The sequence below is a fragment of the Kitasatospora sp. NPDC004531 genome, assembly GCF_053602195.1.
This window is the reverse complement of record NZ_JBSGDD010000017.1, coordinates 1-25,850: the sequence shown is the minus strand read 5'-3', so window position 1 is coordinate 25,850 and position 25,850 is coordinate 1. Positions and strand designations below refer to the sequence as shown.

Sequence of the window (25,850 nt, the reverse complement as noted above, 5' to 3'; positions counted from 1 at the left end):
ACACGCCGTCATGTCCGCACGGTGCTGCCCGGCCGCAAGGGCGGAACTCCCCTGCGGCCGGGCAGCGATGCGGTCCTTACTCGATCACATTCGGGTTGACCGGGCCCATGCCGGACGTCCAGGTGTTCTCGTCCTCGGTCAGGTAGTCGGGGCGCTTGCCCTGCGGCTTGCCCTTGCGGTTCGCACCGCCGATGCCGCCGCCGAACCCGCCCTGCCCCGCCCGGCCGTCCGCGCCGCGCTCGGCCCGGCCGCGAAGCCCGGTGCCGCCCGGCGTGAACTCGCGGCCCGAGGCAGGCCCGCGCTGTCCACCCACGGTGCCGCCGGCCCGGCTGACCAGGCCGCCGCCGCGCGCACCACCGGCACCGCCCGCGGCACCGCCGCCGCCACCCATGCCGCCACCGCCGTGCGGCATGCCGCCCATGCCCGGGGTACCGGCGCGTCCGGCCTGGCCGGTGCCTGCGGACGCCGCAGCGGCCCCGCCGGTCCGACCGCCCGCACCGGGGGCACCACCGGTACCCGGCACGCCACCGGTGCCCGGTGTGCCGCCACCGACCCGGCCACCGCCGGTCGTGCCACCGCCCGGATAGCCGCCACCGATCGGGACGCCACCACCCGGGTAGCCACCACCGTGCACAGGGCCGGTCCCGGTGCCGCTGCCGCCGTAGTCGCCCGAGCCGATCCCGCCGCCGCCGGGGAGCGGAGTCCTCGGGTTCGGAAGCGTCGGCGCGGTGGGCGTGCTGTCGAGTCCCGTACCCGGGTCCTTGACCGGACCGGGAGGCATCGGAGGCGTCGGCCCCGGGGCGGGCATCGGAACCGGGTTGTGCGGCGGTCCGGGCGTCTGCCCCGGGTGCGGCGGATTCGGCGCCGGGCTCGGCGCGGGCGTCGGCAGCGGTTGCCTCGGCGGCGCCGGCGGAGCCACCCGGGGCGGTTGCGGCATCGTGGTACCGCCACCGGGGCCACGACCGGCGCCACCACCGTCCCCGCCGATCGGGACGTCCACCAGGTCCGTACGCCCACCGGTGCCTTCCGGCAACGGCGGAAACACCGGCGGCGGCACCGAGTTGAGCCGCGTCGTCGACTGCTCGTACGCCTGCGTCAGCCGGGTCATCTGCTGTACGGCCTCGTTGTGCGCCTGCTCGACCCGCCGCTGCGCCGCCTGCGCCTCCTCCTTGGTGACCCAGTCGGAGTCGACCATGTCGGCGATCTTGTTCGCGCCCCAGCTGCCGATCGCCCCGCCGACGCCCGGGATCACGCTGCCGATGATCGCCCCGCCGGTGCTGACGGCGCCGTTGGGCTGCCCGTCGTAGCGGCTGACGGTCTCCATGTCCTGGTGCGGCACCGGCGGCATGCCGGACTTCACGGCGGCGAGGGTCTCACCGGCGGAGGCCATGTACGTGCCGGCGTTCCGCGAGTACGAGGCGAGCTCCATGGTGGACGAGGAGACCTTGCTGCCCCAGGTCTTGAAGCTCTCGGCCGCGTCGCCCTGCCAGTCGAGGCCGCTCATGTGCGCGTGCAGCTCGTTGCTGATCTCGTCCATCTTGTTGGCGGCTTCCAGCAGTCGCTGGCTCACCTGCATGACGGCGATCGGGTCCGTGTGCTGGACCATGGTGAGCAGTTCCTGGTGGCTGGCGCCGTCGATCCCGCCCTCGTGGCGGACCGCCCGCACAAAACGCCTCTCGGTCATCTGTCATCTCCCCCGTTTCCCCGTTGCCGGAGACCTCGTCAGTATGCGCCTTGCCGGGTGCCGGTGGCCGGTGCCTGCGGGGCCGAGTACGCGGCCCTCGGGTCGGCGGCCGGGGCCGGCGAGCCGGTGTTCGCCATCGCGCTGAACCGGGCTTCCTGCTCGGCGTCCGCGGTGCTGTAGGTGCCGGCGGCGCGGCCGATGCTGGAACTCATCGCCGCGATCTGGGCGGCGAGGTGCTGCGAGAGCTGCTCCAGGTTGCTGTGCACGTTGTTGTACGCGGTCATCAGGTCGCCGGCCTGGCCGAAGTTCTGGCCGAGCTGTCCGGAGGCCAACTGCTGCTGGGAGAGCTGCCCGTGGCTGGCGGGCGAGCCGTCGAGCTCGCGCAGGATCTGGTCGACCTTGTTCTTGAAGGTCTGCAGGTTCTCGACCTCGACCTGCACCGCCCCGCCGCCGACCTGGCTGATCAGGGCCTGGGCCTGCGAAGCGGCGACCATGGACTGCGTCTGCACGGCCGTCGCCGCCGACACCGCGTTGTAGATCAACCCCGACCATCCGTTGCCGGAGACGTCGCTCATCACCGATCCCCCTCCCCCTTGGCGGACCCACCCCCGTGGTGGCCCGCCCGTGGCACTGGCCGCGTTCAAGATAGCGGTACGAACGGACGGACCGTCAGGGGGCACCGGGTCACGGTCCGGGTACCCTGTGCCGGTCGCCCCCGGGCTGGGGCGTCAAAACGGGTGCGGTGCGGGGGAGTTGGGATGGGGGAGAAGCGCGTCACCTGGGCGGAGCTCTACTTCGACCTGGTGTTCGTGTTCGCGGTGACGCAGGTGTCGGCGCTGCTGCACCACCACCACGACTGGGCGGGCTGCGGACGGGCCCTGGTGGCGTTCGTGCCGGTGTACTGGTGCTGGGTGGGCACCACCGTGCAGGCCAACATCCGGGACGTGGACAACCCGCGCGACCGGATCGGGATCTTCGCGGTGGGCCTGGCGGGGCTGTTCATGGCGCTCGCCCTGCCGGGGGCGTTCGGCGACCGGGGCGTGCTGTTCGGCGGCGCGTACTGGGCGGCCCGGCTGGTGCTGATCGGGCTGCTGGCCCGCCGGGTGCGGCGGATCTGGCTCGGCCCGTACGGGGTGGCCGCGTTCGTCAGCGGGCCGCTGCTCGTGGTCGGCGGCCTGCTGCCGTCCCCGGCACGGGAGTTGCTGTGGGCGGCGGGCGCGACGGCGGACCTGTCGGCGCCGCTGGTGTTCCGCCGACGGCTCGCGGCGGTCGACTACCACCCGGGCCATCTGCCGGAACGTTTCGGCCTCTTCCTGCTGGTGGCGCTCGGCGAGTCCATCGTCGGTATCGGCGCCCCGGTGGCCGGCGCCCCGCTGCACCCGGGACAACTGCTGTCGGTGGCAGTGGCGTTCGTGATCTCCTGCGCGCTGTGGTGGCAGTACTTCGGGTACGCCGCCGACGCGATGCGGCACGTCCTGGAGACCGCGACCTCGCGCCGCGACGTGCTGCGACGGGTGTTCTCGTACGGGCACCTGGCGCTGATCGCCGGGGTGATCACCGTCGCGGTGGGCTTCGGCGAGACGGTCGCCCGGCCCGGGGCGGCACTCGGCGGCGGGGCGCTCGGGCTGCTGTACGGCGGCAGCGCGCTGTACCTGCTGGCCTTCAACTACACCCGCTGGATGATGTTCCGCCGACTCTCGCCGACCCGGCTGTCGGCCGGCCTGCTGGTCGCCGCGCTGCTCGCGCTGCTGCTGCTCACCCCGCTGCACCGGCTGCCCGCGCTGGCCGTGCTCGGGCTGCTGGCGGCCGTGCTGGTCGGCGTGAGCGGCTGGGAGGAGCTGCGGGTCCGGCGGGAGGCCCGGGCTGTCGGCGCGACTGTGTAGCGTTCTTCGCAGCGGGTCCGCCACGGGCCCGGAGACGATCGAGCGGTCGCCGTGCGGCGCGGCCGGTGGGAGGTTCAACGTGACGGAGCTGGCCGAGGCGTCCGTGGGCGGCGCGCTGGAGCTGCCGGAGTCCTGGCGCGCGGTGCTCGCCGAGGAGACCGGCAAGCCGTACTTCGCGCAGCTGTCGGAGTTCCTGGCGGCCGAGCGGGCCGAGCACGAGGTGTTCCCGCCCGCCGGGCAGGAGTTCTCGGCGCTCAGTGCCACGGCGTACCAGGACGTCAAGGTGCTGCTGCTCGGCCAGGACCCGTACCACGACAACGGGCAGGCCCACGGCATGAGCTTCTCGGTGCTGCCGGGCGTGAAGACCCCGCCGTCGCTGCGCAACATCTACAAGGAGCTGCACACCGACCTCGGCCTGCCGGTGCCCGACAACGGCTACCTGATGCCGTGGGCCGAGCAGGGCGTGCTGCTGCTCAACGCGGTGCTCACCGTGCGCGCGCACGAGGCCAACTCGCACAAGAACAAGGGCTGGGAGAAGTTCACCGACGCGGTGATCAAGGCGGTCTCCGCCCGCGAGGAGCCGTGCGTATTCGTGCTGTGGGGCGGCTACGCGAAGAAGAAGCTCGCGCTGATCGACACCGAGAAGCACGTGGTCGTGCAGAGCGGGCACCCGTCGCCGCTGTCGCAGAAGACCTTCCTCGGCACGAAGCCGTTCTCGCAGATCAACGCCGCGCTGGAGGGCTTCGGCCAGAAGGCGATCGACTGGAGCATCCCGAACGTGAAGTAGCGGGCGGCGCGGGGGCGGTGGGCACGGGGGGTGCCCACCGCCCCCGCGGCGTTCCGGGCTCAGGGGACGAGCACGTCCGGCTCCGTCGCCGCCCGCAGCTGCTCCAGGCTCACGCCGTCCGCCAGTTCGACCAGGCGGAGACCGTCCGGGGTGACGTCGAGGACGGCGAGGTCGGTGACGATGCGGTGGACGACGCCCCGGCCGGTCGCGGGGAGGGTGAGCTCATTGACGATCTTCGGCGTGCCGTCCTTCGCGGTGTGCTCCATCACCACGATCAGCCGGCGGGCCCCGTGCACCAGGTCCATCGCCCCGCCCATGCCCTTGACCATCTTGCCGGGGATCATCCAGTTGGCGAGGTCGCCGGAGGCCGAGACCTGCATCGCGCCGAGCACCGAGACGTCGATCCGCCCGGAGCGCACCATGCCGAAGCTGAACGCCGAATCGAAGTACGCCGCACCGGGGTTGACGGTGACGGTCTCCTTGCCGGCGTTGATCAGGTCGGGGTGGACGTCGGCGTCCCGCGGGTAGGGGCCGACGCCGAGGATGCCGTTCTCGGAGTGCAGGACGACGTGGACGCCGGCCGGCAGGTGGTTGGGGATCAGGGTGGGCAGGCCGATGCCGAGGTTGACGTACTGGCCGTCGCGCAGTTCGCGGGCGGCCCGGGCGGCGAGCCGCTCGCGCGGGTCGAGCTGCGTGGTCATCGGGACTCCTTGGTGGCGGTGCTGACGGTGCGGCGCTCGATGCGGCGGTCGGCGGGGTCGGCGGCGACCACCCGGTCGACGTGGACGCCGGGCAGGTGGACCGCGTCCGGCGGGATCTCGCCGGGTTCGACGATCCGGTCGGCCTCGACGATCGTGCGGCGGCCGGCGGTCGCGCACAGCGGGTTGAAGTTGCGGGCGGCGGCGTGGAAGACGCAGTTGCCGTGCCGGTCGGCGATCTCGGCGCGGACCAGGGCGAAGTCCGCGACGATGGCCTCCTCCAGCAGGTAGCGGCGGCCGCCGAACTCGCGGACCTCCTTCGGCGGGGAGGCCACCGCGACCGAGCCGCCGCCGGGCGCGTACCGCCAGGGCAGGCCGCCCTCCTCGACCTGGGTGCCGGTGCCGGCGGGGGTGTAGAAGGCGGGGATGCCGGCGCCGCCGGCCCGCAGGCGCTCGGCGAGGGTGCCCTGCGGGGTCAGCTCGACCTCCAGTTCGCCGTTCAGGTACTGGCGGGCGAACTCCTTGTTCTCGCCGACGTACGAGGAGGTCATCCGGGCGATCCGGCCGGCCCGCAGCAGCAGGCCCAGGCCCCAGTCGTCGACCCCGCAGTTGTTGGACACCACGCGCAGTCCGGTGGTGCCGGCGTCCACCAGCGCGCCGATCAGGGTGGACGGGATGCCGCACAGGCCGAAGCCGCCGACGGCGAGCACCGCGCCGTCGTGAATGTCCCCGACCGCGCGGGCGGGGGAGTCCAGGACCTTGTCCAAGGGGGCCACCTTCTCGAAGGGGGAGGGCTGACTGCGGCACCACACTCGCCGCAGGCCCCGGCGCTTTCCATGGCGGACGACGCTATGGAGCAGGGGCGATCCATGTGCCCGGCGCACACCTCCGGGCGGCCGACGCCCGGACATGTCGCCGGGCCACACAGTCCGGGCCGCTGATGCGTGCTCCCGTCACATGTCGTCTTCCCGGCGGCCCCCCTACGGTTCCGGCATCCCACCAGACCAGGCACGTCAGGAGCCCGCCCCATGTCAGTCACGGACGCCACCCCCAGACGACCCGTCCGCAGGCTCGCCGCGCTGGCCGCCTGCGTGCTGCTCGCGTCCGCTTGCGCCAAGGCCGGTACGGCGGGCACCTCGGCCGAGGCGGGCAAGGGCGACAAGACCCCGGTCAAGGTCGGCCTGGTGTACTCCAAGACCGGTCCGCTGGCGGCCTACGGCAAGCAGTACCTGGAGGGCTTCAAGGCGGGCCTGGCGTACGCCACCAAGGGCACCGGCACGGTGGACGGCCGCCCGGTGGAGATCGCCGAGCAGGACGACGCGGGCGACCCGGCGAAGGCCGTCTCCGCCGCCAAGGACCTGATCGGCAAGGGCTACAAGATCCTGGCCGGCTCCACCGCCTCCGGCGTGGCCCTCCAGGTCGGCCCGATCGCCGCGCAGAACAAGGTGCTGTTCATCAGCGGCCCGGCCGCCGCCGACAAGGTCACCGGCCTGAACAAGTACACCTTCCGCTCCGGCCGCCAGTCCTACCAGGACACCAGGGCTGCCGCATCCTTCATCGGCGACGCCAAGGGCAAGAAGGTCACCGTCCTCGCCCAGGACAACGCCTTCGGCCAGGCCAACGTGGCCGCCGTCAAGGACGTCCTCGGCGCCGAGGGGGCGACCGTGGACGCCGTGCTGGCCCCGCCGTCCGCCACCGACCTGACGCCGTTCGCCACCCAGGCCAAGGCCGCCAAGCCGGACCTGCTGTTCGTGGCCTGGGCCGGCGACACCGCCTCCGCGCTGTGGACCTCGCTCAACCAGCAGGACGTGTTCTCCGCGACCAAGGTCGTCACCGGTCTCGACGTGGCCGCCTCGTACCCGCTGTTCGGCCCCGCCGCCGAGAAGATCGACTTCCTGAACCACTACTTCTCCGGCGCGGCCGGCGGCACCGAGGCCGAGCTGGCGATGAACGAGTTCGTCACCAAGAACGGCTCCAAGTCCGACCTGTTCACCCCGGACGGCTTCACCGCCGCGCAGCTGGTGGTGCACGCGCTGGAGGCCAACAAGGGCTCCGACGCGGACACCGACGCGCTGGTGAAGTCCCTGGAGGGCTGGAGCTTCGACGGCGTCAAGGGCAGGCTCACCGTCCGCGCCGAGGACCACGCGCTGCTCCAGCCGATGTTCCAGGTGAAGCTGTCCGGCACCGGCGCCGACGCCAAGCCCACCGCCGAGAAGGTGCTGTCCGCCGAGCAGGTCGCCCCGCCGGTCGCCAAGATGGCGGGCTGACCGCGATGAGCACCCCCGCCCCGGTCCTGCGGCTGGACGGCCTCGGCTGGTCCGTCCGCGGCGTCCCGATCGTCCAGGACGTCACCCTCGACGTCGCCGAGGGAGAGTTCGTCGCCTTCATCGGCCCGAACGGGGCGGGCAAGACCTCCCTGTTCAACCTGGTCTCCGGGATCTACCCGGCCAGCCACGGCACCCTCCACCTGGACGGCGCCGACATCACCGCCCTGCCGGTGCCCGCCCGGGCCCGGCGGGGCCTCGGCCGGACCTTCCAGACCTCCTCGCTGTGGCCCGGCCTGACCGTCGCCGACCACGTCCGCCTCGCCGCCCAGGCCGCCGCCGGGCCCGCCGCCTCCTACCGGATCTGGCGGCGCGCCGAGCGGTACCGCACGCAGGTCGAGGAGACCCTGGAGCGCACCGGCCTCGCCGACCGGGCCGACGACCTGGCCGGCTCCCTCTCGCACGGCGGCAAGCGGAAGCTGGAGCTCGCCGTGCTGCTGGTCGGCGACCCCCGGCTGATCCTGCTCGACGAGCCGATGGCCGGGGTGAGCGCCGAGGAGGTGCCCGCCCTGGTCGAGCTGATCCGCTCCGTCCACCAGGAGCAGGGCCGCACCGTCCTGATGGTCGAGCACCACATGGACGTGCTGCTCGGCCTCGCCGACCGGCTCGCCGTGATGCACCACGGCACCCTGCTCGCACTCGACACCCCCGAAGCCGTGATGGCCGACGAAACCGTCCAGGGGGCCTACCTCGGGGAGGCGCTGTGAAGCAACCCCTGCTCGCGGTACGCGAGTTGAAGGTGGTGATCGACGGGCTGCACATCCTGCACGGGGTGGACCTGGACGTCGCCGCCACCGGCGTCACCGCCCTGCTCGGCCGCAACGGCGCCGGCAAGACCACCACCGTCAAGGCCGTCATGGGCCTCGTCCCGCGCACCGGCGCGGTGGTCCTCGACGGCGCCGACATCGGCCGGCTGCCCACCCACCTGGTGGTCCGCCGGGGCATCGGCTACGCCCCCGAGGACCGCGGCATCTTCGCCGGCCTGACCGTCGCCGAGAACCTGCGCCTCGCCGAGCGGGACGGGACGCCCGCCTACGACCTGGTCTTCGAGCTCTTCCCCGAGCTGAAGCAGCGCCACAAGCAGGCCGCCGGCACCCTGTCGGGCGGCCAGCAGCAGATGGTCGCGATCGCCCGCACCCTGCTCAACGGCAACCGGCTGATCATCGCCGACGAGCCCACCAAGGGCCTCGCCCCGAAGATCGTCACCGAGGTCGCCGACGTGCTCGCCCGGGCCGCTGAGACCGTCCCCGTGCTGCTGGTGGAACAGAACCTGGCGCTGGTCCGCCGGGTCGCCGGCCACTGCGCCGTCCTCGCCGACGGCCGCACCGCCCACCAGGGCGACGCCCGCGAACTGCTCGCCGACGAGGACGCCGCCCGCCGCCTGCTGGGCGTCGGCAGCCACCGCCCCGCACCCGAGGTGACACCCTGATGAACACCGTCGTCCTGCTCGCCTGCACCGGACTGGGGCTCGGCGCGCTGTACTTCCTGGTCGCCTCCGGCCTCTCGCTGATCTTCGGCCTGATGGACGTGCTCAACTTCGCGCACGGCGCGCTGCTGTCCATCGGCGCGTACGCCGCCTGGTGGGCCGCCACCGACGGCGGGCTCGGCTTCTGGCTGGCCGTCCCGTTCGGCACCGCGGTCGGCACCGCCGCCTCGGTGCTGCTCGAACTCGCCCTGATCCGGCCGCTGTACGCCCGCCCGCGCGACCAGATCCTCGCCACCGTCGGCGTCGGACTCGCCCTGCCCGCCCTGATCATGGGCATCTGGGGCGCCGACGCCCGGCCCTTCCCGCAGCCCGCCGCGCTGGCCGGCACCGTCGACCTGCTCGGCGCGACCGTGCCCGTCAACCGCTTCGTGCTGATGGCGGCCGCGCTGGTCGTGCTGGTGCTGCTGCGGCTGTTCCTGGCGAAGACCCGCTACGGCCTGATCGTCCGGGCCGGCGTCGAGGACCGCGCCATGGTCACCGCCCTCGGCATCGACGTCCGCAAGGCCTTCACCCTGGTCTTCGCCATCGGCGGCGCCGCCGCCTCGCTCGGCGGGGCACTGGCCGGCCTGTACTTCGGCTCGATCAACCCCGGCCAGGGCACCGGACTGCTGATCTTCGCCTTCGTGGTCGTGGTGATGGGCGGCATGGGCTCCGTCACCGGCGCGGCCGTCGCCTCCGTCGGCGTCGGCCTGGTCCAGCAGTTCGCCAACTACTACACCGCAGCCGGCCTCGGAGACCTGTCCGTCGTCGTCCTGCTCGCCGTGCTGCTGCTGGTCAAGCCGCGCGGACTGACCGGGAGGCTCGCATGACCACCCGCCTGCGGCGCTGGTGGCCGCTCGCGCTGCTGATCGTCCTGCTGGTCGCCCCGTACAGCACCCTGCCGCTGCCCGGCCTGCTGGACGGCCCGCTCGGCAGCCCCGGCAGCCTCCAGCTGATCGCCCTGTGCCTGGTCTACGGCGGCCTCGCCACCGGCTACGACCTGCTGCTCGGCCGCACCGGCCTGCTCTCCTTCGGCCACGCCCTGTACTTCGCCACCGGCCTGTACGCCACCGACCTGGCGATGCTGGAGTTCGGCCTCGGCTTCGTGCCCGCCGCCGGGTTCGGCGTCCTCTGCTCGATCGCGCTGGCGCTGCTGCTCGGCTCGGTCTCGCTGAAGGTCACCGGCATCGGCTTCTCCATGGTCACGCTGGCCTTCGCCCAGGCCGGCGCGATCCTGGTGCAGCGCAACCCCGGCGGCCTGACCGGCGGCGAGGAGGGCCGCTCGGCGCCCGCCGAGCACCTGCCCGACGCGCTGATCGGCATCCAGAACACCGCCAACCTGTACTGGATCGCGGTGCTGTACCTGGTCGTCACGCTCGCCGTGGTGCACTGGACGGTCTCCTCGCCGACCGGCCGGGTGTGGGCCGGCATCCGGGAGAACGAACGCCGCGTCGAGGTGCTGGGCCTGCGCCCGTACGGCTTCAAGCTGGTCGCGTTCACCGTCTCCGGCGGCCTGGCCGGCGCGGGCGGCGTGGTCTACCTGCTGCTCACCGGCGGCGCCACCCCGCAGGCCGCGAGCTCCGACGCCACGCTGGCGCTGCTGGTGATGGTGGTGCTCGGCGGCTCCGGCACCCGGTGGGGCCCGCTGCTCGGCGGCGTGCTGTACACCTGGGCGGCGCACCGGCTCGGCGACCTCGCCAACTCCGCGTCGATCGCCGAACTCCCGTCCGTGCTGCGGGTTCCGCTCTCCCAGCCGCTGTTCCTGCTCGGTACGCTCTTCGTCGCCGTGGTCTACCTGCTGCCCGGCGGCCTGGCCCGGCTGCCCGCCCGGCTGCGGGCCGGCCGCGCCGGCAGGGCCGCCAAGGCCCCCGTCACCGCCGTCCCGGAAGGCGCCGCATGACCGCCCCTCAGCACCTCACCGTCCCCGTCGACGGCGGCGACCTCGCCGTCCTGCACTGGCCGGCCGCCCACCCGGACGCGCCGGTGGCGGTCGCCGTGCACGGCATCACCGCCAACGCGCTCGCCTGGGGCGGCCTGGCCCGCCTGCTCGACGGCCGGGTCGCGCTGTACGCCCCCGACCTGCGCGGCCGGGCCGCCAGCCGCGACCTGCCGGGCCCGTGGGGCATGGGCCGGCACGCCGAGGACGTCGCCGCGCTGATCCGCCGCCTGGACGCCGGCCCCGTCCGGCTGGTCGGCCACTCGATGGGCGCCTGGGTCTCCGCCGTCACCGCCGTCCGCCACCCCGAGCTGCTCGCCGACCTGCTGCTGGTCGACGGCGCGGTCACCTTCCCGCTGCCCGAGGGCGTCAGCGAGGACGACGCGCTTGCCGCGGTGCTCGGCCCGGCGCTGGCCCGGCTGTCGATGACCTTCGAGAGCCGGGAGGCCTACCGCGCGTTCTGGCAGGCGCACCCCGCGTTCGCCGACTGGAGCGAGGACCTCGACGCCTACACCCAGCGCGACCTGATCGGCGAGGCCCCCCACCTGGTCTCCTCCTGCGTCCACGAGGCGATCGCCGCCGACGGCGCCCAGGTCCTGCTCGACGGGGAGGCCGCCGGCGCGATCCACCGCCTCACCGTCCCGTCCCGCTTCCTGTACGCCGAGCGCGGCCTGCTGAACGAGCCCCAGGCGCTGTACGACGAGGGCCGGCTGGCGGCGGCGAGGCTCACCGTCCCGGCCGAGCTGGTCGCCGGCACCAGCCACTACTCGATCATCCAGTCCGGGCGGCTGGCCGAGCTGCTGGTCTGAGCACACGCCGGCGCCCTCCGCCTCCGCGTCCGGAGGGGGAGGGCGCCCGGCTGTCCGGCCCGGTGCGTCAGGCGCGGCGCCGCAGGTACAGGGTGCCGAGCACGGTCGCGGCGGCCAGCGAACCGCCGATCACACCGACCTGGGTGTTGACCATCGGAACGGTCACCACCGGTACGGAGCCGCCGCACTCGACGTGGCCGATGATCAGGTTCGCGCCGCCGAGCGCCGGCAGCAGGGTGAGGTGCACGGCGTTGACGGTCAGCACGCCGTTGGCGTCGGTGGACTGCTCGTTGAGGATCAGGTCCCCGAGGCCGGGAACGGTGACGGCGGTGTTGACCGGGGCGTTCGCCTGCAGGGTGGTCGGGATGCCCAGGACGGTGACGGTGCCGCCCGCGATGACACCGTTGCCGGTGGCCCCGTTCGGAGTGGCGTCACAGGTGGAGTTGACGCCGGTCAGCGACCCGGTCAGCCCCGGCCCGAAGGTGAGGCCCAGTTGGTCGACGGTGGCCGACGCCGAGGAGGTGCCGGTCGTCGGGTCGCCCGCGGTGGTGGCGGTCAGCGTGGAGTTGGTCGCGAACGGGCCGACGGTCAGGCCCACTTCGGTCTGGGTGCCGCCGGGGGGATAGGTGGAGAGCGGTTGCGGCGGCACGGCCGCCGCGCCGTTCAGAGCGTCGGCTGAGACCACGTACGCCGTCGCCTCGGGCGAGGTGAGCGCGGCGAACGCGGGTGCGGCGGAGCAGAACAGGCCTGCCGCGAGGGCTGCGCCGGCGAGGACGCGGGTGCGGGTGGAGACGGTGGTCACGAACGGACCGCCTTTCTGGGGGAGAGGGTGAGCTGCCGTCCATTGGCTGTCGATCAATTCCCTTGAACGACAAGCGATTTATGTGAAAAGTCGGAAAATCCGGTCGAATGGAGTAGCGGCCGCGACGGGCCGTCAGCGCGCCGCCGTCCGGGCGGTCTTGTGCCACCCCCGCTCCCCGCGCACCAGCCGCCAGAACGCGCGCACCGCGACCAGGTACGTCCCGAACGCGTAGACCGCCAGCGCCAGCCCGTAGCCCAGCGCCGAACCCCGGCCGATGTCCCGCTCGCAGCGCCGCCGGTACAGCGGGCCCCAGACCGCGAACTCGGCGATCCCCAGCACCAGGTACATGGTCAGCAGCAGCGCGCCGCCGTGGGTGAGGAAGTCCATGGTGAACTCCGGGTAGGCCCAGGCGTGGTAGCCGAAGACCCCGATCGGCAGCAGGTAGGCGAACATCCCGACCACCTGGAGCCAGGGCTGCGCCATGAAGTAGCCCACCTCCAGGAAGCCCAGCGCGGTGAACTCCCGGGAGCCCCAGATCCGCGGCAGGTAGCGGGCGCACTGCATCGAGCCCTGCGCCCAGCGGACCCGCTGGGTGAGCAGCTGCCGCACGCTCCACAGCGCCTCCTGCTCGACCCAGGCGGTGGTGGTGTAGCCGTTGCGGTGGCCGGTCAGCATCATTCGCAGGCCCAGCTCGAAGTCCTCCAGCAGGGCCGTCCCCCAGGGGCTGCCGGTCTCGGCGGCGACCGCGCGCAGCGCGCTGAGCCGGTTGGCCTGCCCGTTGCCGCCGACGTTGACGGTGCCGGTGCGGCGCCGGGTGATCTGCATCGCGGAGATCGGCCCGCGGAACTCCAGGTCCTGCAGCCGGGCCAGCAGCCGGGCGCGGGCGTTGGCGGCCCGGCTGCGGCCGGGCAGCGGTGCGGCCACCGCCCGGTTGGACATCCGGACCTCCACCTGGACGGCGCCGACCGCCGGGTCGCCGAACGAGGCCGGCCCGGCCAGCACGTGCAGCAGGTTCGGCGAGGGCCGGCCGTCGGCGTCCACCACGGTCAGCACCACCCGGTCGGGGTCGGCGTCGGCCGGCAGCCAGTCCTCCAGCGCGTGGTACGCGGCGTTCAGCGCGTCGCCCTTCCCGGTGCGGGCGTGCGGCAGCCGGCGCCGCACCAGGTGGACGGGCAGCCCGGCGGCGGCCCGGGCGAGCGCCACCTCGGCGGTCCGGTCCGAGGAGTGGTCGTCCACCACCCACAGTCGGGCGGCGGGGAACAGCCGGTGCAGGTGGTCGAGGGTGTCGCCGAGCACCGCCTCCTCGTCGCGGCACGGGACGGCGAAGTGCCACTGGTAGCCGGACGGATCGCCCGGCGCGTCCGGCCGGGCGCGCAGGAACCCGGAGACGATCACCCCGACGTAGGCGAGGAAGCCGACGCCGAGGACGAAGGACAGGCAGACGGAGAGATCGAGCAGGCTCACGGGGCGGCGTCCTCGGCGGGGTCGGAGCCGCGGGCGACCACGGCCAGGCAGAGCAGCAGCGCCGCCAGGGCGGCGACCATCATCAGCAGCGAGCCGAACAGGACGTGCGTCCACTCGAATCCGGCGCTGCCGTAGCGGTGCTGCATGGCGACGATCAGGGTGAGCCGGCCCAGGTTGGTGCCGGCCAGCAGCGCGGCGGCCAGCCCCAGGGCCAGCAGCAGCCGTCCCGGGCGGCGGTGGCCGAACAGCAGCAGCAGGCCGAGGACCAGCGCGAACGGCGCGATCAGCAGGGCGCTGCTGCAGCCGGTGGTCAGCGCGATGCCGCGCTCGAAGTGGTCCGGCCCGCCCGCGTACAGCACCGGTGCGCTCGGGCTCGGCAGCAGCAGGGTGCGCAGCCCGAGCAGGTGGGTGGCCACCTGGGCGACGGCGGTCAGCTCCAGGTTGCGGTACATGTGTTCGCCGCCGACCAGCAGGCCGGCCAGGGCGAGGGCGAGCGGGCCGCACACCGTGCCGAGGAGGCCGGGGCGGGAACGGGCGGCCGGTCGGGCGGGCAGTCCGGACAGGGCGGTGGCAGGCATGGGCGGCTCCACGCGAGGGGCGGACGGGCCGGACCCGGCGGGCGCGCCACCCGGGTCCGGGGGCGGTCAGGGGCGGCGGTCCGGGTCGGGGCGCTCGGAGCGGGGCCCGGTGGCGGCCAGTCGGCCGCGCCGCACCAGCAGCACGCCGGCCAGCAGCAGGCCGGTGGCCGCGGCGGCGGCCAGGCCGAGTCCGGGCGAACCGGTGGAGGCCAGCACTCCGCCGCCCGCCGCGGCCGGGGGGATTCCGCCGGTGATGTGTCCGTACACGGTCGTCTCCTCTCGTCTCGACCCGGTGGCTTCCAGGCCGAGCCAAAGGTGACCGCCAGGCAGATCATCAGACCGCAGCGACGCGCGCTTCGGGCGGAAGTCCACCCGGACGCCCGACGCCGCGGCCGGGGGCGCTCCGCCGTCGGTGCCAACGGCGGTGACGGCGTGTCACGGCGGGCGGCCGTTGGGCCGGGCGGGTGGTCGTGGAACACGAACGGTCGACAAGGGCGCGGCGGGCGGTGATCGGCGAGAAGGCGTCATGACCATGTGATCGCCATTCAAAAGTCTTTTCTGTTCATATCTCGGCACTCGGTCCGTCATCCCGTCCCACCCACGGAGCACCATGACCTCCCGCGACCTCGCCCTGGTCCTCGGAACCCGACCGGAGATCGTCAAACTCGCCGCCATCACCCGGCTGTTGGGGCCGCGCGCCCGACTCGTGTGGACCGGACAGCACTGGGATCCGGCGCTCACCACCGCCTTCTTCACCGGCTACGGCCTGCCCGCCCCGCACCACCGGCTGGACGGCGTCGGCGGCGAACCGCGCGGCCTGCAGATCGGGCGGATGATCGGCGAGCTCAGCCGCCACTTCGCCGAGCACCCGCCCGCCGCCGCCATCGTCCAGGGCGACACCAACACGGCCGCCGCCGGGGCGCTCGCCGCGCACTGCGCGGGCGTTCCCGTGGTGCACGTCGAGGCGGGCCTGCGGTCCTTCGACCGCGACATGCCCGAGGAGGCCAACCGGCGGGTCATCGCCCCGCTCGCGGACCTGCACTGCGCGCCCACCAGGACCGCCGCCGACCACCTGCTGCGCGAGGGCGTCGACCCCGGGCGGATCCTGGTCACCGGCAACACCGTGGTCGAGGCCACCCTCGCCACGCTGCCCGGCGCCGCCGCCGCCCGCGCCGTCCTCGCCCGGTACGGCGTCACCCCCGAGAACTACCTGCTGGCCACCGTCCACCGGCCCGAGAACACCGACGACCCGGGGCGGCTGGCCCGGCTGCTGGGCCAGCTCGGCGGACTCGACCTGCCGGTGCTGCTGCCGCTGCACCCCCGCACCCGGGCCGCGGCCGCCGCCGCCGGGCTGCTCGGCGGCGCGGGGCGGCTGCGGCCGATCGAGCCGCTCGACCACGCCGCGTTCCTGGCGCTGGCGCGGCACTGCCGGCTGCTGGTCTCCGACTCCGGCGGCGTCCAGGAGGAGTGCACGGTGCTCAAGCGGCCGCTGGTGGTGGTCCGCAACTCCACCGAGCGCCCCGAGGCGGTCCGCGCCGGGTTCGCCCGGCTGGCCCGGCCCGGGGCCGAACTCGACGCCGCGCTGCGGGAGTTGCTCGCCGACCGGGGCATCACGGCGCGGCTCGCCGAGGTGCCCTCCCCGTACGGCGACGGGCGGGCGTCGCAGACCATCGCCACCGCCGTGCGGGCCCGCTACCCGCGGCGCGCGCCCCGGCCGCGCCCCGCGGCGGCCGGGGCGGTCGAGCCGCCGGACCGTCAGGCGGTGCCGAGGAACGCCTGCCAGCCGCCGGCCGGGGCCTGGCCGACGCCCAGGGTGCGCAGCTTGCGCAGCGTGGACTGATCCTGCGCCTCCATCCACTCGACCAGCTGCTTGAAGGAGACCAGGCGGACGTCCGGCTTGCCGGAGATCTGCTTGATGGTCTCCTCGACGGCGTCCATGTAGATGCCGCCGTTCCACTGCTCGAAGTGGTTGCCGACGAAGAACGGCGCGCGGTTGGTGGTGTAGGCGCGCTCGAAGCCCGCCAGGTAGGCGTCCCGGGCCTGGTCGCGCCACTGGCCGTACTTGGCCGGGTCGCCCTTGGTGGAGCCGGCGGACTGGTTGGCCAGGATGTTGTAGTCCATCGACAGCACCTGGAAGCTGTGCCCGGGGAACGGGATGCCCTGCAGCGGGAAGTCCCAGATCTTGCCGTCCTGCACCTTCTGCGGCCAGATCTGCTGCCCGCCCGGCGAGCTGGCGTCGTACTTCCAGCCGAGCTTGGCGGCGGTCGGCAGCAGCGTCTTCTGGCCCTCCAGGCAGGGGGTGCGGCCGCCGATCAGCTCCTTCTTGTAGTCGAAGGGCAGCGGGTCGACGTCGGTGATGCCGGTGTTGGTCCTCCAGCGGGTGACGAAGTCGACGGCCTGCGAGATCTCGCTCTCCCAGTCCTCCGGCGTCCACTTGTTGACGCCGTTGCCGTCGGAGCGGGTCGAGCAGAAGTGGCCGTTGAAGTGGGTGCCGATCTCGTGGCCGGCCAGCCAGGCCTGGCTGATCAGCTTCAGCGTGTTGCGGACGGCGCCCTCGGACAGGAACGGGATGTCGGAGGCGCCCTGCGAGTGCTTCGGCGGGTGGTAGAGGGACGCCTTCTCCTTCGGCAGCGTGTAGATGCCGGAGAGGAAGAACGTCATGGTGGCCTTGTGCTCCTCGGCGACCTTGAGGAACCGGGCGAACTGGTTGTCGTCGGTGCCGCCCGCGCCGTCCCAGGAGAACACCACGAACTGCGGCGGCGTCTCACCGGGCTTCAGCTTCTCCGGCTTCGGCTGGTTGGGCTGCGGGCCGGTGTCGGCGTTCGAGCCGTCGCCGATCGGGGTGCCCTTGGCGGTGGGCCGGCCGGGCGAGGGCGTGCCGCTGCCGCCGCCGCTGCCCGCGCCCGCGTCGGAACCCGGGCGGCCGCTCGCGCCACCCCCGCTCGAACAGGCCGCGACGGCCCCCAGGGCCGCGGTGGCCGCTGTCGCGGACAGCACTGTCCTGCGCGAGATGGTGCTCATGGTCTCCCCTGCCGCAGTGGGCCCGACCAGAAGGAATCCGGACGCCGGCCGCGCGGCTCCGGAGGTCAACTTCTGGCAAAATCGGACAATTTGACGGTTTCGCCACCCAAGGATGGCATGCCCGGGAGGGCCGGTCCAATGCCGCCCACCCTCAACCAGTCACCACGCGGGGAGAGTTCCGGCGGCTCCCGCCGGGGCCGCCCTGTTGCCGTCCTGAGACACAAAAGCCCTGCTAGGCCGGTTCGCCCTCGACCAGCACCGCCAGTCTGCGGCGCCGGCGCACCAGTTGGACCACCAGGCTGCTGATCACCGTCGCCGCGAGCGAGGAGATCACCAGGCTCAGCCACTCGGCGTCGAACCAGTGCAGGTTCAGCCAGCCGAGGCTGACGATGTACGCTGCCCACACCACCGCGGCCACCGCCGACCAGCGCAGGAAGGTCCACGGGCGGTTCGGGGAGTGGCCCACCGCCAGGTCCAGGACCGTCCGGCCGGCCGGGACGAAGCGCGCCACGATGACGATCGCCGCCGCCGTCCGGCTGGTGGTGCGGCCGGTCAGGGCGTGCTGCACCCGGGCCACGTTGGCGGCCAGCCGCGGCCGGCGCTCCAGGCGGCGGTTCACGGCGGGGGCGCCGCGCCGGGCCAGGTTGAGCAGCAGCAGGTCGCCCAGGAAGGAGGCCACCGCCACGCCCGCGGCCAGCGGCAGCGGCGAGCCGCCCACCTGCCCGGTCTTCAGCACGGCCAGGATCACCAGCGTCCCGCTGGGCAGGAAGGGCAGGAAGGCGTCACCGAGCACGGCGACCATGGCCAGCGCGCAGTACCACGCCGGTGCGACGACCGCGTTGGCGTCCATTGGTTCTCTCCCTCCAGCACGCCCGGGGGAGAGGCAGCTGCAACAGGGGTCAACGCTAGCGCGGACACCTTTCATCACCTGAAGCACCCCCGTGTGGGATGTCGCACATGAGCCCGGGCATGGCTGAGAGCCCCCGGCGGGGTGCCGCTGCGGGGGCTCGGAGAGGACGGGCGGCGCTGGTCGAGCCCGCCGGTCCGGTGCGGTGCGCGGAGCCGGTGGGGCGTCCGCGACGATCACCAGCCTGCCGCATCCCCGCCGCCGGCTCGACCACCGCCACTGGCGACTTCCCGCGTTGGCGTGAACTCGCCAGCAGCCGCGGGGCGCCGTGCGGCGGGAACAGCCGGCCCGGCCGGCGGGTTGTCCTCCGACGAACGCCCGGGCGCCCGGCCGGGCCACCAGGAGGACACACCGCATGAGCACCGCACCGACCGGCAGCCACCCCGGCGACGAGGACCGGATCCGCGGCCGGGCGTCCGGCACCGCGCCCGCCCCGCTGTCCATCCTGGACCTCGCCACCGTCGGGGTCGGCCACACCGCCGGCGAGGCGCTCGCCGCCACCACCGAACTCGCCCGGCACGCCGAGACCTGGGGCTACCACCGCTTCTGGGTCGCCGAACACCACGGCATGCCCGGCGTCGCCTCCTCGGTGCCCGCCGTCCTGCTCGCCCACCTCGGCGCGCACACCAGCACCCTGCGGCTCGGCTCCGGCGGCGTCATGCTCCCCAACCACGCCCCGCTCTCCGTCGCCGAGCAGTTCGGCCTGCTGGAGGCCCTGCACCCCGGCCGGATCGACCTCGGCCTCGGCCGCGCCCCCGGCACCGACCAGGCCACCGCCCGCGCGCTGCGCCGCGGCCTCGCCGACGGCGCCGACGACTTCCCCCGCCAGCTCGCCGAACTCACCCACTTCCTGGACGGCGACTTCCCCGACGGCCACCCCTACGCCCGGCTGGAGGCGGTGCCGCGCTCGGCCTCCCGCCCGCCGGTCTGGCTGCTCGGCTCCTCCGGCTTCTCCGCGCAGCTCTCCGCCCGGCTCGGCCTGCCGTTCGCCTTCGCGCACCACTTCAGCGCCGCCAACACCGTCCCCGCGCTCGACCTGTACCGGGACACCTTCCGCCCGTCCGAGGTGCTGGACGAGCCGTACGCGCTGATCGGCGTCAGCGCCGTCGCCGCCGAGAGCACCGAGCGGGCGCTGTGGCTGGCCCGCTCGGCCGGGCTCGGCATGCTGCGGCTGCGCCAGGGCCGGCCGGGGCCGATCCCCACCCCGGAGGAGGCCGCCGCGCACCCGTACACCATGGTCGAGGAGGACTTCATGGAGTCCTGGCTGGCCAACGTGGTGCTCGGCACGCCCGCCGAGGTCGCCGAGGGGCTGGAGGCGCTGCGCCGCCGCACCGGCGCGGACGAGCTGATGGTCACCTCGCACATCCACGGCCACCGGAACCGGCTGGCCTCCTACGGCCTGATCGCCGAGGCGTACGGGCTCACGAAGAGCTGAGGGAGCGCTCCCGCAGTATCTGCGCGATCCGGTCGGGGCCGCCGGGGCGGGCGAAGTACCAGCCCTGGGCGGTGTCGCAGCCGGTCTGGCGCAGCCGCTCGGCCTGGGCGGCGTTCTCGATGCCCTCGGCGGTGACGGTCAGGCCCAGGGCGTGCGCCAGCTGCACGACGGCGCCGACGATCTGCTCGTCGGCGGCCCGCCGCCGCCCGCCGTCGCCGGGAGCGCTCTCCCGGAACGCCTCGATGAAGGTGCCGTCGAGCTTCAGCGCGTGCACCGGCAGCCGGGACAGGTAGGCGAGGTTCGAGTAGCCGGTGCCGAAGTCGTCGATGGCGATCCGCACGCCCATGTCGGCGAGCGCCTGCAGCGCCTGCAGCGGGCGTCCGCTCGGGCCGAGGATCGCGCTCTCGGTGATCTCCAGCTGCAGCAGCCGGGCCGGCAGCCCGGTGCGCTCCAGCACCTCGGCGACGTCCGCGACCACGTCGGAGTCCCAGATCTGACGGGCGGCCAGGTTCACCGAGACGAAGGTCTCCGCGTCCGGGAACTCGGTCAGCCAGCGCCGGGCCTGGCGGCAGGACTCCTCCAGCACCCACTTGCCGAGCGGCACGATCGCCCCGGACTCCTCGGCGAGCGGGATGAAACGGTCCGGCGACAGCAGGCCGTAGCGGGGGTGCAGCCAGCGCACCAGCGACTCCGCGCCGTGCACCGCGCCGTCCGCCAGGCCCACCAGCGGCTGGTACTCGACGACGAACTCGCCGCGCTCCACGGCCGGGCGCAGCGCCGTCGCCAGCAGGTGGCGGGTCAGCTGGTCGGCGCCCCGGTCGCGGTCGTACAGCGTCCAGCGGGCGCGGCCGTCGGCCTTCGACCAGTACAGGGTGGAGTCGGCGTCGCGGATCAGGTCGGTGGGGGTGGAGCCGCGCACCGGGCGCTCCACCACGCCGATCGAGGCGGTCACCGTCAGCCGGTGCCCGGCCACCTCGAAGGGCCGCTCCAGGGCGTCCATCAACCCGGCGGCCAGGTGCGTGAGTTGCTGGTGGCCGGCGCTGTCGGTGACCAGCACGGCGAACTCGTCGCCGCCCAGGCGGGCCACCAACTGGCCCTCGCCGCCGCCGAATCCGTGCTCCAGCCGGGCCGCGACGGCGACCAGCAGCTGGTCGCCGATGTGGTGGCCGAGGGTCTCGTTGATGGCCGCGAAGCCGTCCAGGTCGACGTAGCAGAGCCCGATCCGGGGCTCGCCCTCCGGCTCCTTCGGCCCGGCCTGCCCGACCGGCTTGAACGCCGCCTCCAGCCGTTCGAAGAACAGCGTCCGGTTCGGCAGCCTGGTCAGCGGGTCGTGCAGGGCCTGGTAGGCCAGGCGGTCGCCGAGCTGCCGCTGCTCGGTGATGTCCTCGACCATCACCAGCGTGTAGTAGGGGAGCCCCGCGCCGTCGCGGATCAGCGAGACGGTGACCCGGCCCCAGACCTCGCGCCCGCCGCAGTGCTTGAGCCGCTTCTCGGTGCGCATCCGGTCGCGCTCGCCGCGCACCAGCTCGCGGTAGCGGCGGCGGGACGGGTCCTCCGGGTCGATGATCTGGTGGATGTGCATGCCGGGGAGCTCGCCGGTCTCCCGGCCGAGCATCGCCGCGAACGCCGGATTGCCCTCGATCACGAAGTCGTCGGTGTCGATCAGCGCCATGCCGATGCCGGCGTCGGAGAACGCGGCGCGGAACCGCGACTCGCTGGCCCGCAGCGCGTCGGCCAGGTGCACGGCGTCGGCGCTCAGCGAGCTGCCGCAGGCGGCGCAGGTCTGGGACGGGGCGGCGCCCGGGGCAGGGGAGTGCGCGCCCTCCTGCGGGCGCGGCGTTTCGGGCCGCCCACCCCGATGGTGTGCGTCGGCCCCGACGTTCCGGCCCGGCACGGCACGCTCCCGTCCGCTGCTGCCACTGATCACGGCCGACACCCATGCGGGCGGAGACCGGCCCGCGGCCCTCGCTCCGCCCCGCCGGCCCCGGGCCGTTGACCGGGGAGCTGTCGGCGGCCTCGGGCCACGCCCGCCGATCATAGGCCGCCGGTGTAACTGTGCGCGACCGCCGCCGGGGTGATTCGGGCGGATTGTCCGCAGATGTCATCCGACATTACGTGCGAGACCCCCGGCGCACACCGGATTTGGTGCACGCCGGGGGCGTACGCCAACGCTCACGCGCCGTGACGGCGCGTGAGCGTTGGCAGGTCGGACGGGATCGTCCGGGTACGGCGGGTCAGGCCAGCGACGCGGAGAGCGTGATGGTGGTGCCGGCCAGCGCCTGGCTGACCGGGCAGTTCGCCTTCGCGTCCTCGGCGGCCTTCACGAAGCCCGCCTCGTCCAGACCCGGGACGGTGCCGACCACGGTCAGGTGGATGCCGGTGATGCCGGTGCCCGGCTGGAAGGTCACGTCCGCCTTGGTCTCCAGCTTGGCCGGCGGGTTGCCGGCGCCCGTCAGGCCGTGCGAGAGCGCCATCGAGAAGCAGGCCGAGTGCGCGGCGGCGATCAGCTCCTCCGGGCTGGTCTTCCCGTTCGCCGCCTCGGCGCGGGACGGCCAGGACACCGGGAACTCGCCGGCGCCGGAGGAGTCGAAGGTCACCAGGCCCTTGCCGTCGAGCAGGTTGCCCTCCCACTCGGTGTGCGCGGTGCGGGTCGTTGCCACGATCAGGTACCTCCTGTAAGGGGAACTGCCGGTCCGAACTGCTCCACCCGCGACCGCACTTGCGGCCGCGGCCCGCCCAGCCTAGGGCCTGCCCGGCCGATCCCGGCGGAGCAGCGCGGGACGGATGTCCCAGGGCCGTCCCACATCCCGGAACGTGCCGGCGACAGGGGCGAGAAGGGCGTGTTTGCCCTGTTAGATTGGCCGTTCGCCCGCGCCCGGGTCGGCCCGTCCGCCGCGCCCCGCCGCGCCCGGGAACCCACCCGACCCGCATCGGAGCCACCCCCATGACGGACCAGCCCACCCCCGCCCCGACGGAGATCGACCCCGCCGTGCGGGTCGAGCTGACCCGCCTGCGGGAGTCGATCGACAACATCGACGCCGCCGTCGTCCACATGCTCGCCGAGCGCTTCAAGGCCACCCAGCAGGTCGGCCGGCTCAAGGCCGAGCACCGGCTGCCGCCCGCCGACCCGGAGCGCGAGCGCCGGCAGATCGCCCGGCTGCGCGAACTGGCCGTCAGCGCCCGCCTCGACCCGGTGTTCGCGGAGAAGTTCCTCAACTTCATCATCGCCGAGGTGATCAGGCACCACGAGGCGATCGCCGAGGACAGCGGCCGCGCCGACGCCTGACGGGGCGTTGTCCGGTCCGCGTAAGGGCCCGATTTCGCGCCGTCCGGCGGGCGGGTTAGCGTGCTGTCCTTCGGAGGAGGCGGTGTCGGTGTCGGTTGCGGTGACCGAGGAGACCACGCAGGCGAAGGGCTGGCGCAAGCGCCGGCCCTGGTACGTGGAACTGCCCGTGATGATCGCCGTCGGTCTGCTGGTCGCGGTGGTGATCAAATCCTGCCTGTTCCAGATGTTCTCCATCCCGTCCGGCTCGATGGAGAACACCCTCCAGGTCGGCGACCGGGTCGCGGTCAACAAGCTCGCCCCGCTGACCGGTTGGGAACCGCAGCCGGGCGAGCCGGTGGTGTTCAAGGACCCGGGCGGCTGGCTGCCGCCCGCGCCGAAGGACGACAACGCCGTCACCGGCGCCCTGCACTCCGGCCTCAGCGCGATCGGGCTGCTGCCGCCCGGCGACGACTACCTGGTCAAGCGGGTCATCGCCACCGGCGGCCAGACCGTCGCCTGCCGCGGCACCACCCTCACCGTCGACGGGCAGCCCGTCGCCGAGCCCTACCTGCACCCCGGCGACGACTCCTGCGCCGGCCTGGACTTCGGCCCCGTCACCGTCCCCGCCGACCACGTCTGGGTGGAGGGCGACCACCGCAGCGACTCCGCCGACTCCCGCTACCACCGCGACGAGCCCGGCGGCGGGGCCGTCCCCGTCGCCGACCTGGTCGGCCCGACCAGCGCCGTGGTCTGGCCGCTGAACCACTTCACCTGGTTCGGCTGGACCGGGCGCTGAGGCCCGCTACGCCGGCACTCCGCGGCGCAGGCGGACGGCGCAGCCCGCGGCGAGGGCCGTCGAGAGCAGCGCCAGCGCCCCCGCCTCCGCCCACTGGAACGGCCAGTAGCGGCCGGCCGGCTGGTACTCGACGCGCTGCGTCAGGTGCATCGCGTCGATCGCCTCCCGGCACTGCGGCAGCGAACCGATGTCCGGACGGCAGACGTCCGGGGCGGCGGCGGTGTACGGCCGGCCGTCGGCGGTCAGCGTCCGCACCGACACCACCCAGGCGCCCGGCAGCGACACCGGAGTGGACACGTACATCCGCCGGCCGTCGATCCGGATCGTCCCCCGCTGCTCCGCGGACAGCACCAGCGCGCTGTCCGCCCGCGCCGGCGCCGCCAGGTGCGGGCGCACCAGCAGCGGCACCAGCGCCTGCGCGGCCGCCAGCGCCACCAGCGTCACCGCCATCGCCGGGACCTGACGGCGCAGCAGCAGACCCGCCGCCACGCCCACCGCGACGCCGAACAGCGCCCAGCCCACCGGCGCCACGCCGTGCGCCGCGAACACCAGCGGCCCGAACCGCCCCGGCAGGACGTCCTCGCCGCCGCCGGGCAGCGCCGCCGCCCGGTCCAGGGGCGCCGCCCACCGGCTCACCACCAGCGACAGCAGCCCCGACCAGAGCACGGCCGCGCCGCCGACCAGCGCCAGCCGGACGGTCAGCCAGCGGGTGCGGGTGACACCCTGCGTCCAGGTCAGGCGGAACGAGCCCGACTCCAACTCCCGTGCCACCAGCGGCACTCCGGCGAACATGCCGAGCACCGCCGGGAGGATCAGCAGCAGCACCACGCCGGCGTAGAACAGCACGGTGACGCTGCTGTCGGCCTGCACCGAGGCGGCGAACGCCGACCGGGCCCGCGCGCAGTCCTCGCCCGTCCCGGCGCAGCCCGGCAGCCCGGCGGAGTCGTACAGGTCCGCGAGGCGGCCCGCGGCGGGCAGGTAGAGCGCGCAGGCGGCGGCGAGCACGGCCAGCGCCGTCCACGCCGGCGCGCGGTACTGGCGCCACGTCAACCAGATCATCGGGCCTCCTCCAGCTGCTCCAGCACGTACTCCTCCAGGTCGCGGCCGCCGGCCAGCAGCTCCGCGAGCGGGCCGGCCGCCCGCACCCGGCCGCGGCCGAGCACGATCAGGTGGTCGCAGTCCCGGGACAGGTCGGAGACCAGGTGCGAGGACATCAGCACCGTCGCGCCGCTCTCCGCGCGGGCCCGCGCCAGGGCGTCCAGGAACTCCCGGCGGGCCAGCGGGTCGAGGGCCGCCACCGGCTCGTCCAGCACCAGCAGCTCCGGGCGCTTGGCCAGGGCGAGGGTCAGGGCGAGCTGGGCGCGCTGGCCGCCGGACAGGCGGCCGGCCCGGCGGGCCGGATCCAGGCCCAGGGCGTCGATCCGGCGCCGCGCCCAGGGCCCGTCCCAGCGGCGGTTCAGGCGGGCGCCCAGGCGCAGGTGCTCGGCGACCGTCAACGACCGCTGCACCGGGGCGTCCTGGCCGACGAAGCCGAGGCGCGCCAGCCGCGCGCCCGACGGCGGGCCGCCGCCCAGCACCCGCAACTCGCCCTCGCTCACGCCCAGCAGACCGACCGTCAACTGCAGCAGCGTGCTCTTGCCCGCCCCGTTCGGCCCGACCAGGCCCACCATCCGGCCGGCCGGCACCTCCAGCGTGCAGCCCCGCAGCGCCCAGCCGCCCCGGTAGCGCCGGCCCACCTCACGTGCCTCGATCACAGCGTCTCCCTCTCCATCGGACCCGCACACCCTCCTGCGCGGCGGGCCCGCGCCGCGTCGGACCGGGGGACAGAACCCGGGCGGCGGCCGTCGCACCCCGGGACGACGGCCGCCGTCGTCCCCCGGTCCGATCCGCCCCGGGGCCGGCGCCGCTACGGTGGCGGCCATGGATCTGCATCCCGACTCATCAGGTGGCGTCCGATGCTCGTTGACTGTCTGTTCGTCCTCGCCGGTGGACTGGC

26 protein-coding genes are annotated in these 25,850 nt (G+C 74.1%); 12 read left to right on the top strand and 14 right to left on the bottom strand.

The window, feature by feature from the left end; genetic code table 11:
• Positions 1-76 precede the first annotated feature (76 nt).
• Both ACWEMJ_RS10395 and ACWEMJ_RS10390 read right to left on the bottom strand, forming a co-directional pair.
• Positions 77-1,684 (bottom strand): WXG100 family type VII secretion target, encoded by a 1,608-nt coding sequence (locus tag ACWEMJ_RS10395; RefSeq protein WP_452136579.1) that lies wholly within the window; start codon positions 1,682-1,684, stop codon positions 77-79.
• A 38-nt stretch (positions 1,685-1,722) separates the two neighbouring features.
• Positions 1,723-2,259, bottom strand: a complete 537-nt coding sequence (locus ACWEMJ_RS10390) for a hypothetical protein (RefSeq protein ID WP_452136578.1) — start codon at positions 2,257-2,259, stop codon at positions 1,723-1,725.
• 183 nt (positions 2,260-2,442) lie between these two features.
• On the opposite strand from ACWEMJ_RS10390, the gene ACWEMJ_RS10385 reads away from it, so the two are divergent.
• Positions 2,443-3,567: a low temperature requirement protein A gene (locus tag ACWEMJ_RS10385; protein WP_452136577.1), complete on the top strand. Its 1,125-nt coding sequence runs from the start codon at positions 2,443-2,445 to the stop codon at positions 3,565-3,567.
• Between the two features lie 79 nt (positions 3,568-3,646).
• On the top strand, positions 3,647-4,354 hold the full coding sequence (locus ACWEMJ_RS10380) for a uracil-DNA glycosylase (protein WP_452136576.1): 708 nt from the start codon (positions 3,647-3,649) through the stop codon (positions 4,352-4,354).
• Positions 4,355-4,413: 59 nt separating this feature from the next.
• On the opposite strand, the gene ACWEMJ_RS10375 is transcribed toward ACWEMJ_RS10380, so the two are convergent.
• Together ACWEMJ_RS10375 and ACWEMJ_RS10370 are read right to left on the bottom strand one after the other, a co-directional pair.
• A complete protein-coding gene (locus ACWEMJ_RS10375; protein ID WP_452136575.1) occupies positions 4,414-5,055 on the bottom strand; it encodes a 3-oxoacid CoA-transferase subunit B in 642 nt (213 codons plus the stop codon).
• Positions 5,052-5,819: a CoA transferase subunit A gene (locus ACWEMJ_RS10370; RefSeq protein ID WP_452136574.1), complete on the bottom strand. Its 768-nt coding sequence runs from the start codon at positions 5,817-5,819 to the stop codon at positions 5,052-5,054. Before ACWEMJ_RS10370 ends, ACWEMJ_RS10375 begins: the two co-directional genes overlap by 4 nt.
• Positions 5,820-6,080: 261 nt before the next feature.
• Here ACWEMJ_RS10370 and ACWEMJ_RS10365 point away from each other — a divergent pair, with 261 nt between their 5' ends.
• Genes ACWEMJ_RS10365 through ACWEMJ_RS10340 form a run of 6 tightly spaced genes read left to right on the top strand, consistent with a single transcriptional unit; the run spans position 6,081 to position 11,586 of the window.
• Complete coding sequence (locus ACWEMJ_RS10365) at positions 6,081-7,319, top strand: substrate-binding domain-containing protein (protein ID WP_452136573.1); 1,239 nt, start codon at positions 6,081-6,083, stop codon at positions 7,317-7,319.
• Between the two features lie 5 nt (positions 7,320-7,324).
• Positions 7,325-8,083 (top strand): ABC transporter ATP-binding protein, encoded by a 759-nt coding sequence (locus ACWEMJ_RS10360; protein WP_452136572.1) that lies wholly within the window; start codon positions 7,325-7,327, stop codon positions 8,081-8,083.
• Positions 8,080-8,805 (top strand): ABC transporter ATP-binding protein, encoded by a 726-nt coding sequence (locus ACWEMJ_RS10355; RefSeq protein WP_452136571.1) that lies wholly within the window; start codon positions 8,080-8,082, stop codon positions 8,803-8,805. Before ACWEMJ_RS10360 ends, ACWEMJ_RS10355 begins: the two co-directional genes overlap by 4 nt.
• Entirely contained in the window at positions 8,805-9,671 is an 867-nt protein-coding gene (locus tag ACWEMJ_RS10350) for a branched-chain amino acid ABC transporter permease (protein WP_452136570.1), read from the top strand. Before ACWEMJ_RS10355 ends, ACWEMJ_RS10350 begins: the two co-directional genes overlap by 1 nt.
• Positions 9,668-10,741, top strand: coding sequence for a branched-chain amino acid ABC transporter permease (locus tag ACWEMJ_RS10345; protein WP_452136569.1), 1,074 nt, complete (start codon positions 9,668-9,670; stop codon positions 10,739-10,741). The genes ACWEMJ_RS10350 and ACWEMJ_RS10345 overlap by 4 nt, the downstream gene beginning before the upstream one ends.
• A complete protein-coding gene (locus ACWEMJ_RS10340) occupies positions 10,738-11,586 on the top strand; it encodes an alpha/beta fold hydrolase (RefSeq protein ID WP_452136568.1) in 849 nt (282 codons plus the stop codon). Before ACWEMJ_RS10345 ends, ACWEMJ_RS10340 begins: the two co-directional genes overlap by 4 nt.
• Positions 11,587-11,653: 67 nt before the next feature.
• On the opposite strand, the gene ACWEMJ_RS10335 is transcribed toward ACWEMJ_RS10340, so the two are convergent.
• The 4 genes from ACWEMJ_RS10335 to ACWEMJ_RS10320 form a co-directional block, all read right to left on the bottom strand.
• Complete coding sequence (locus ACWEMJ_RS10335) at positions 11,654-12,388, bottom strand: choice-of-anchor P family protein (RefSeq protein WP_452136567.1); 735 nt, start codon at positions 12,386-12,388, stop codon at positions 11,654-11,656.
• Positions 12,389-12,520: 132 nt separating this feature from the next.
• Positions 12,521-13,852: a glycosyltransferase family 2 protein gene (locus ACWEMJ_RS10330; RefSeq protein ID WP_452136566.1), complete on the bottom strand. Its 1,332-nt coding sequence runs from the start codon at positions 13,850-13,852 to the stop codon at positions 12,521-12,523.
• Positions 13,849-14,430 (bottom strand): archaeosortase/exosortase family protein, encoded by a 582-nt coding sequence (locus ACWEMJ_RS10325; protein ID WP_452136565.1) that lies wholly within the window; start codon positions 14,428-14,430, stop codon positions 13,849-13,851. The genes ACWEMJ_RS10330 and ACWEMJ_RS10325 overlap by 4 nt, the downstream gene beginning before the upstream one ends.
• A gap of 66 nt (positions 14,431-14,496) precedes the next feature.
• Positions 14,497-14,697, bottom strand: a complete 201-nt coding sequence (locus ACWEMJ_RS10320) for a hypothetical protein (protein WP_452136564.1) — start codon at positions 14,695-14,697, stop codon at positions 14,497-14,499.
• A gap of 343 nt (positions 14,698-15,040) precedes the next feature.
• Here ACWEMJ_RS10320 and wecB point away from each other — a divergent pair, with 343 nt between their 5' ends.
• A complete protein-coding gene (gene wecB, locus ACWEMJ_RS10315; RefSeq protein WP_452136563.1) occupies positions 15,041-16,270 on the top strand; it encodes a non-hydrolyzing UDP-N-acetylglucosamine 2-epimerase in 1,230 nt (409 codons plus the stop codon).
• Here the strand turns inward: wecB and ACWEMJ_RS10310 are convergent.
• Positions 16,186-17,451: a hypothetical protein gene (locus tag ACWEMJ_RS10310; protein WP_452136562.1), complete on the bottom strand. Its 1,266-nt coding sequence runs from the start codon at positions 17,449-17,451 to the stop codon at positions 16,186-16,188. The genes wecB and ACWEMJ_RS10310 overlap by 85 nt on opposite strands.
• Positions 17,452-17,683: 232 nt before the next feature.
• Positions 17,684-18,301, bottom strand: a complete 618-nt coding sequence (locus ACWEMJ_RS10305; protein WP_452136561.1) for a DedA family protein — start codon at positions 18,299-18,301, stop codon at positions 17,684-17,686.
• Between the two features lie 412 nt (positions 18,302-18,713).
• Between ACWEMJ_RS10305 and ACWEMJ_RS10300 the strand changes: the two genes are divergently transcribed.
• Entirely contained in the window at positions 18,714-19,793 is a 1,080-nt protein-coding gene (locus ACWEMJ_RS10300; protein ID WP_452136560.1) for an LLM class flavin-dependent oxidoreductase, read from the top strand.
• Here ACWEMJ_RS10300 and ACWEMJ_RS10295 read toward each other — a convergent pair.
• Together ACWEMJ_RS10295 and ACWEMJ_RS10290 are read right to left on the bottom strand one after the other, a co-directional pair.
• Positions 19,780-21,687, bottom strand: coding sequence for a putative bifunctional diguanylate cyclase/phosphodiesterase (locus ACWEMJ_RS10295; protein WP_452136559.1), 1,908 nt, complete (start codon positions 21,685-21,687; stop codon positions 19,780-19,782). The two genes, ACWEMJ_RS10300 and ACWEMJ_RS10295, sit on opposite strands and share 14 nt — an antisense overlap.
• Before the next feature lie 340 nt (positions 21,688-22,027).
• A complete protein-coding gene (locus ACWEMJ_RS10290; protein WP_452136558.1) occupies positions 22,028-22,453 on the bottom strand; it encodes an OsmC family protein in 426 nt (141 codons plus the stop codon).
• A 284-nt stretch (positions 22,454-22,737) separates the two neighbouring features.
• On the opposite strand from ACWEMJ_RS10290, the gene ACWEMJ_RS10285 reads away from it, so the two are divergent.
• Both ACWEMJ_RS10285 and lepB read left to right on the top strand, forming a co-directional pair.
• Positions 22,738-23,079 (top strand): chorismate mutase, encoded by a 342-nt coding sequence (locus ACWEMJ_RS10285; protein WP_452136557.1) that lies wholly within the window; start codon positions 22,738-22,740, stop codon positions 23,077-23,079.
• Positions 23,080-23,167: 88 nt separating this feature from the next.
• On the top strand, positions 23,168-23,854 hold the full coding sequence (gene lepB / locus ACWEMJ_RS10280) for a signal peptidase I (protein WP_452136556.1): 687 nt from the start codon (positions 23,168-23,170) through the stop codon (positions 23,852-23,854).
• A gap of 6 nt (positions 23,855-23,860) precedes the next feature.
• On the opposite strand, the gene ACWEMJ_RS10275 is transcribed toward lepB, so the two are convergent.
• Both ACWEMJ_RS10275 and ACWEMJ_RS10270 read right to left on the bottom strand, forming a co-directional pair.
• Positions 23,861-24,913 (bottom strand): transporter, encoded by a 1,053-nt coding sequence (locus tag ACWEMJ_RS10275; protein ID WP_452136555.1) that lies wholly within the window; start codon positions 24,911-24,913, stop codon positions 23,861-23,863.
• Entirely contained in the window at positions 24,910-25,608 is a 699-nt protein-coding gene (locus ACWEMJ_RS10270; protein ID WP_452136554.1) for an ABC transporter ATP-binding protein, read from the bottom strand. Before ACWEMJ_RS10270 ends, ACWEMJ_RS10275 begins: the two co-directional genes overlap by 4 nt.
• Positions 25,609-25,850: the final 242 nt, after the last annotated feature.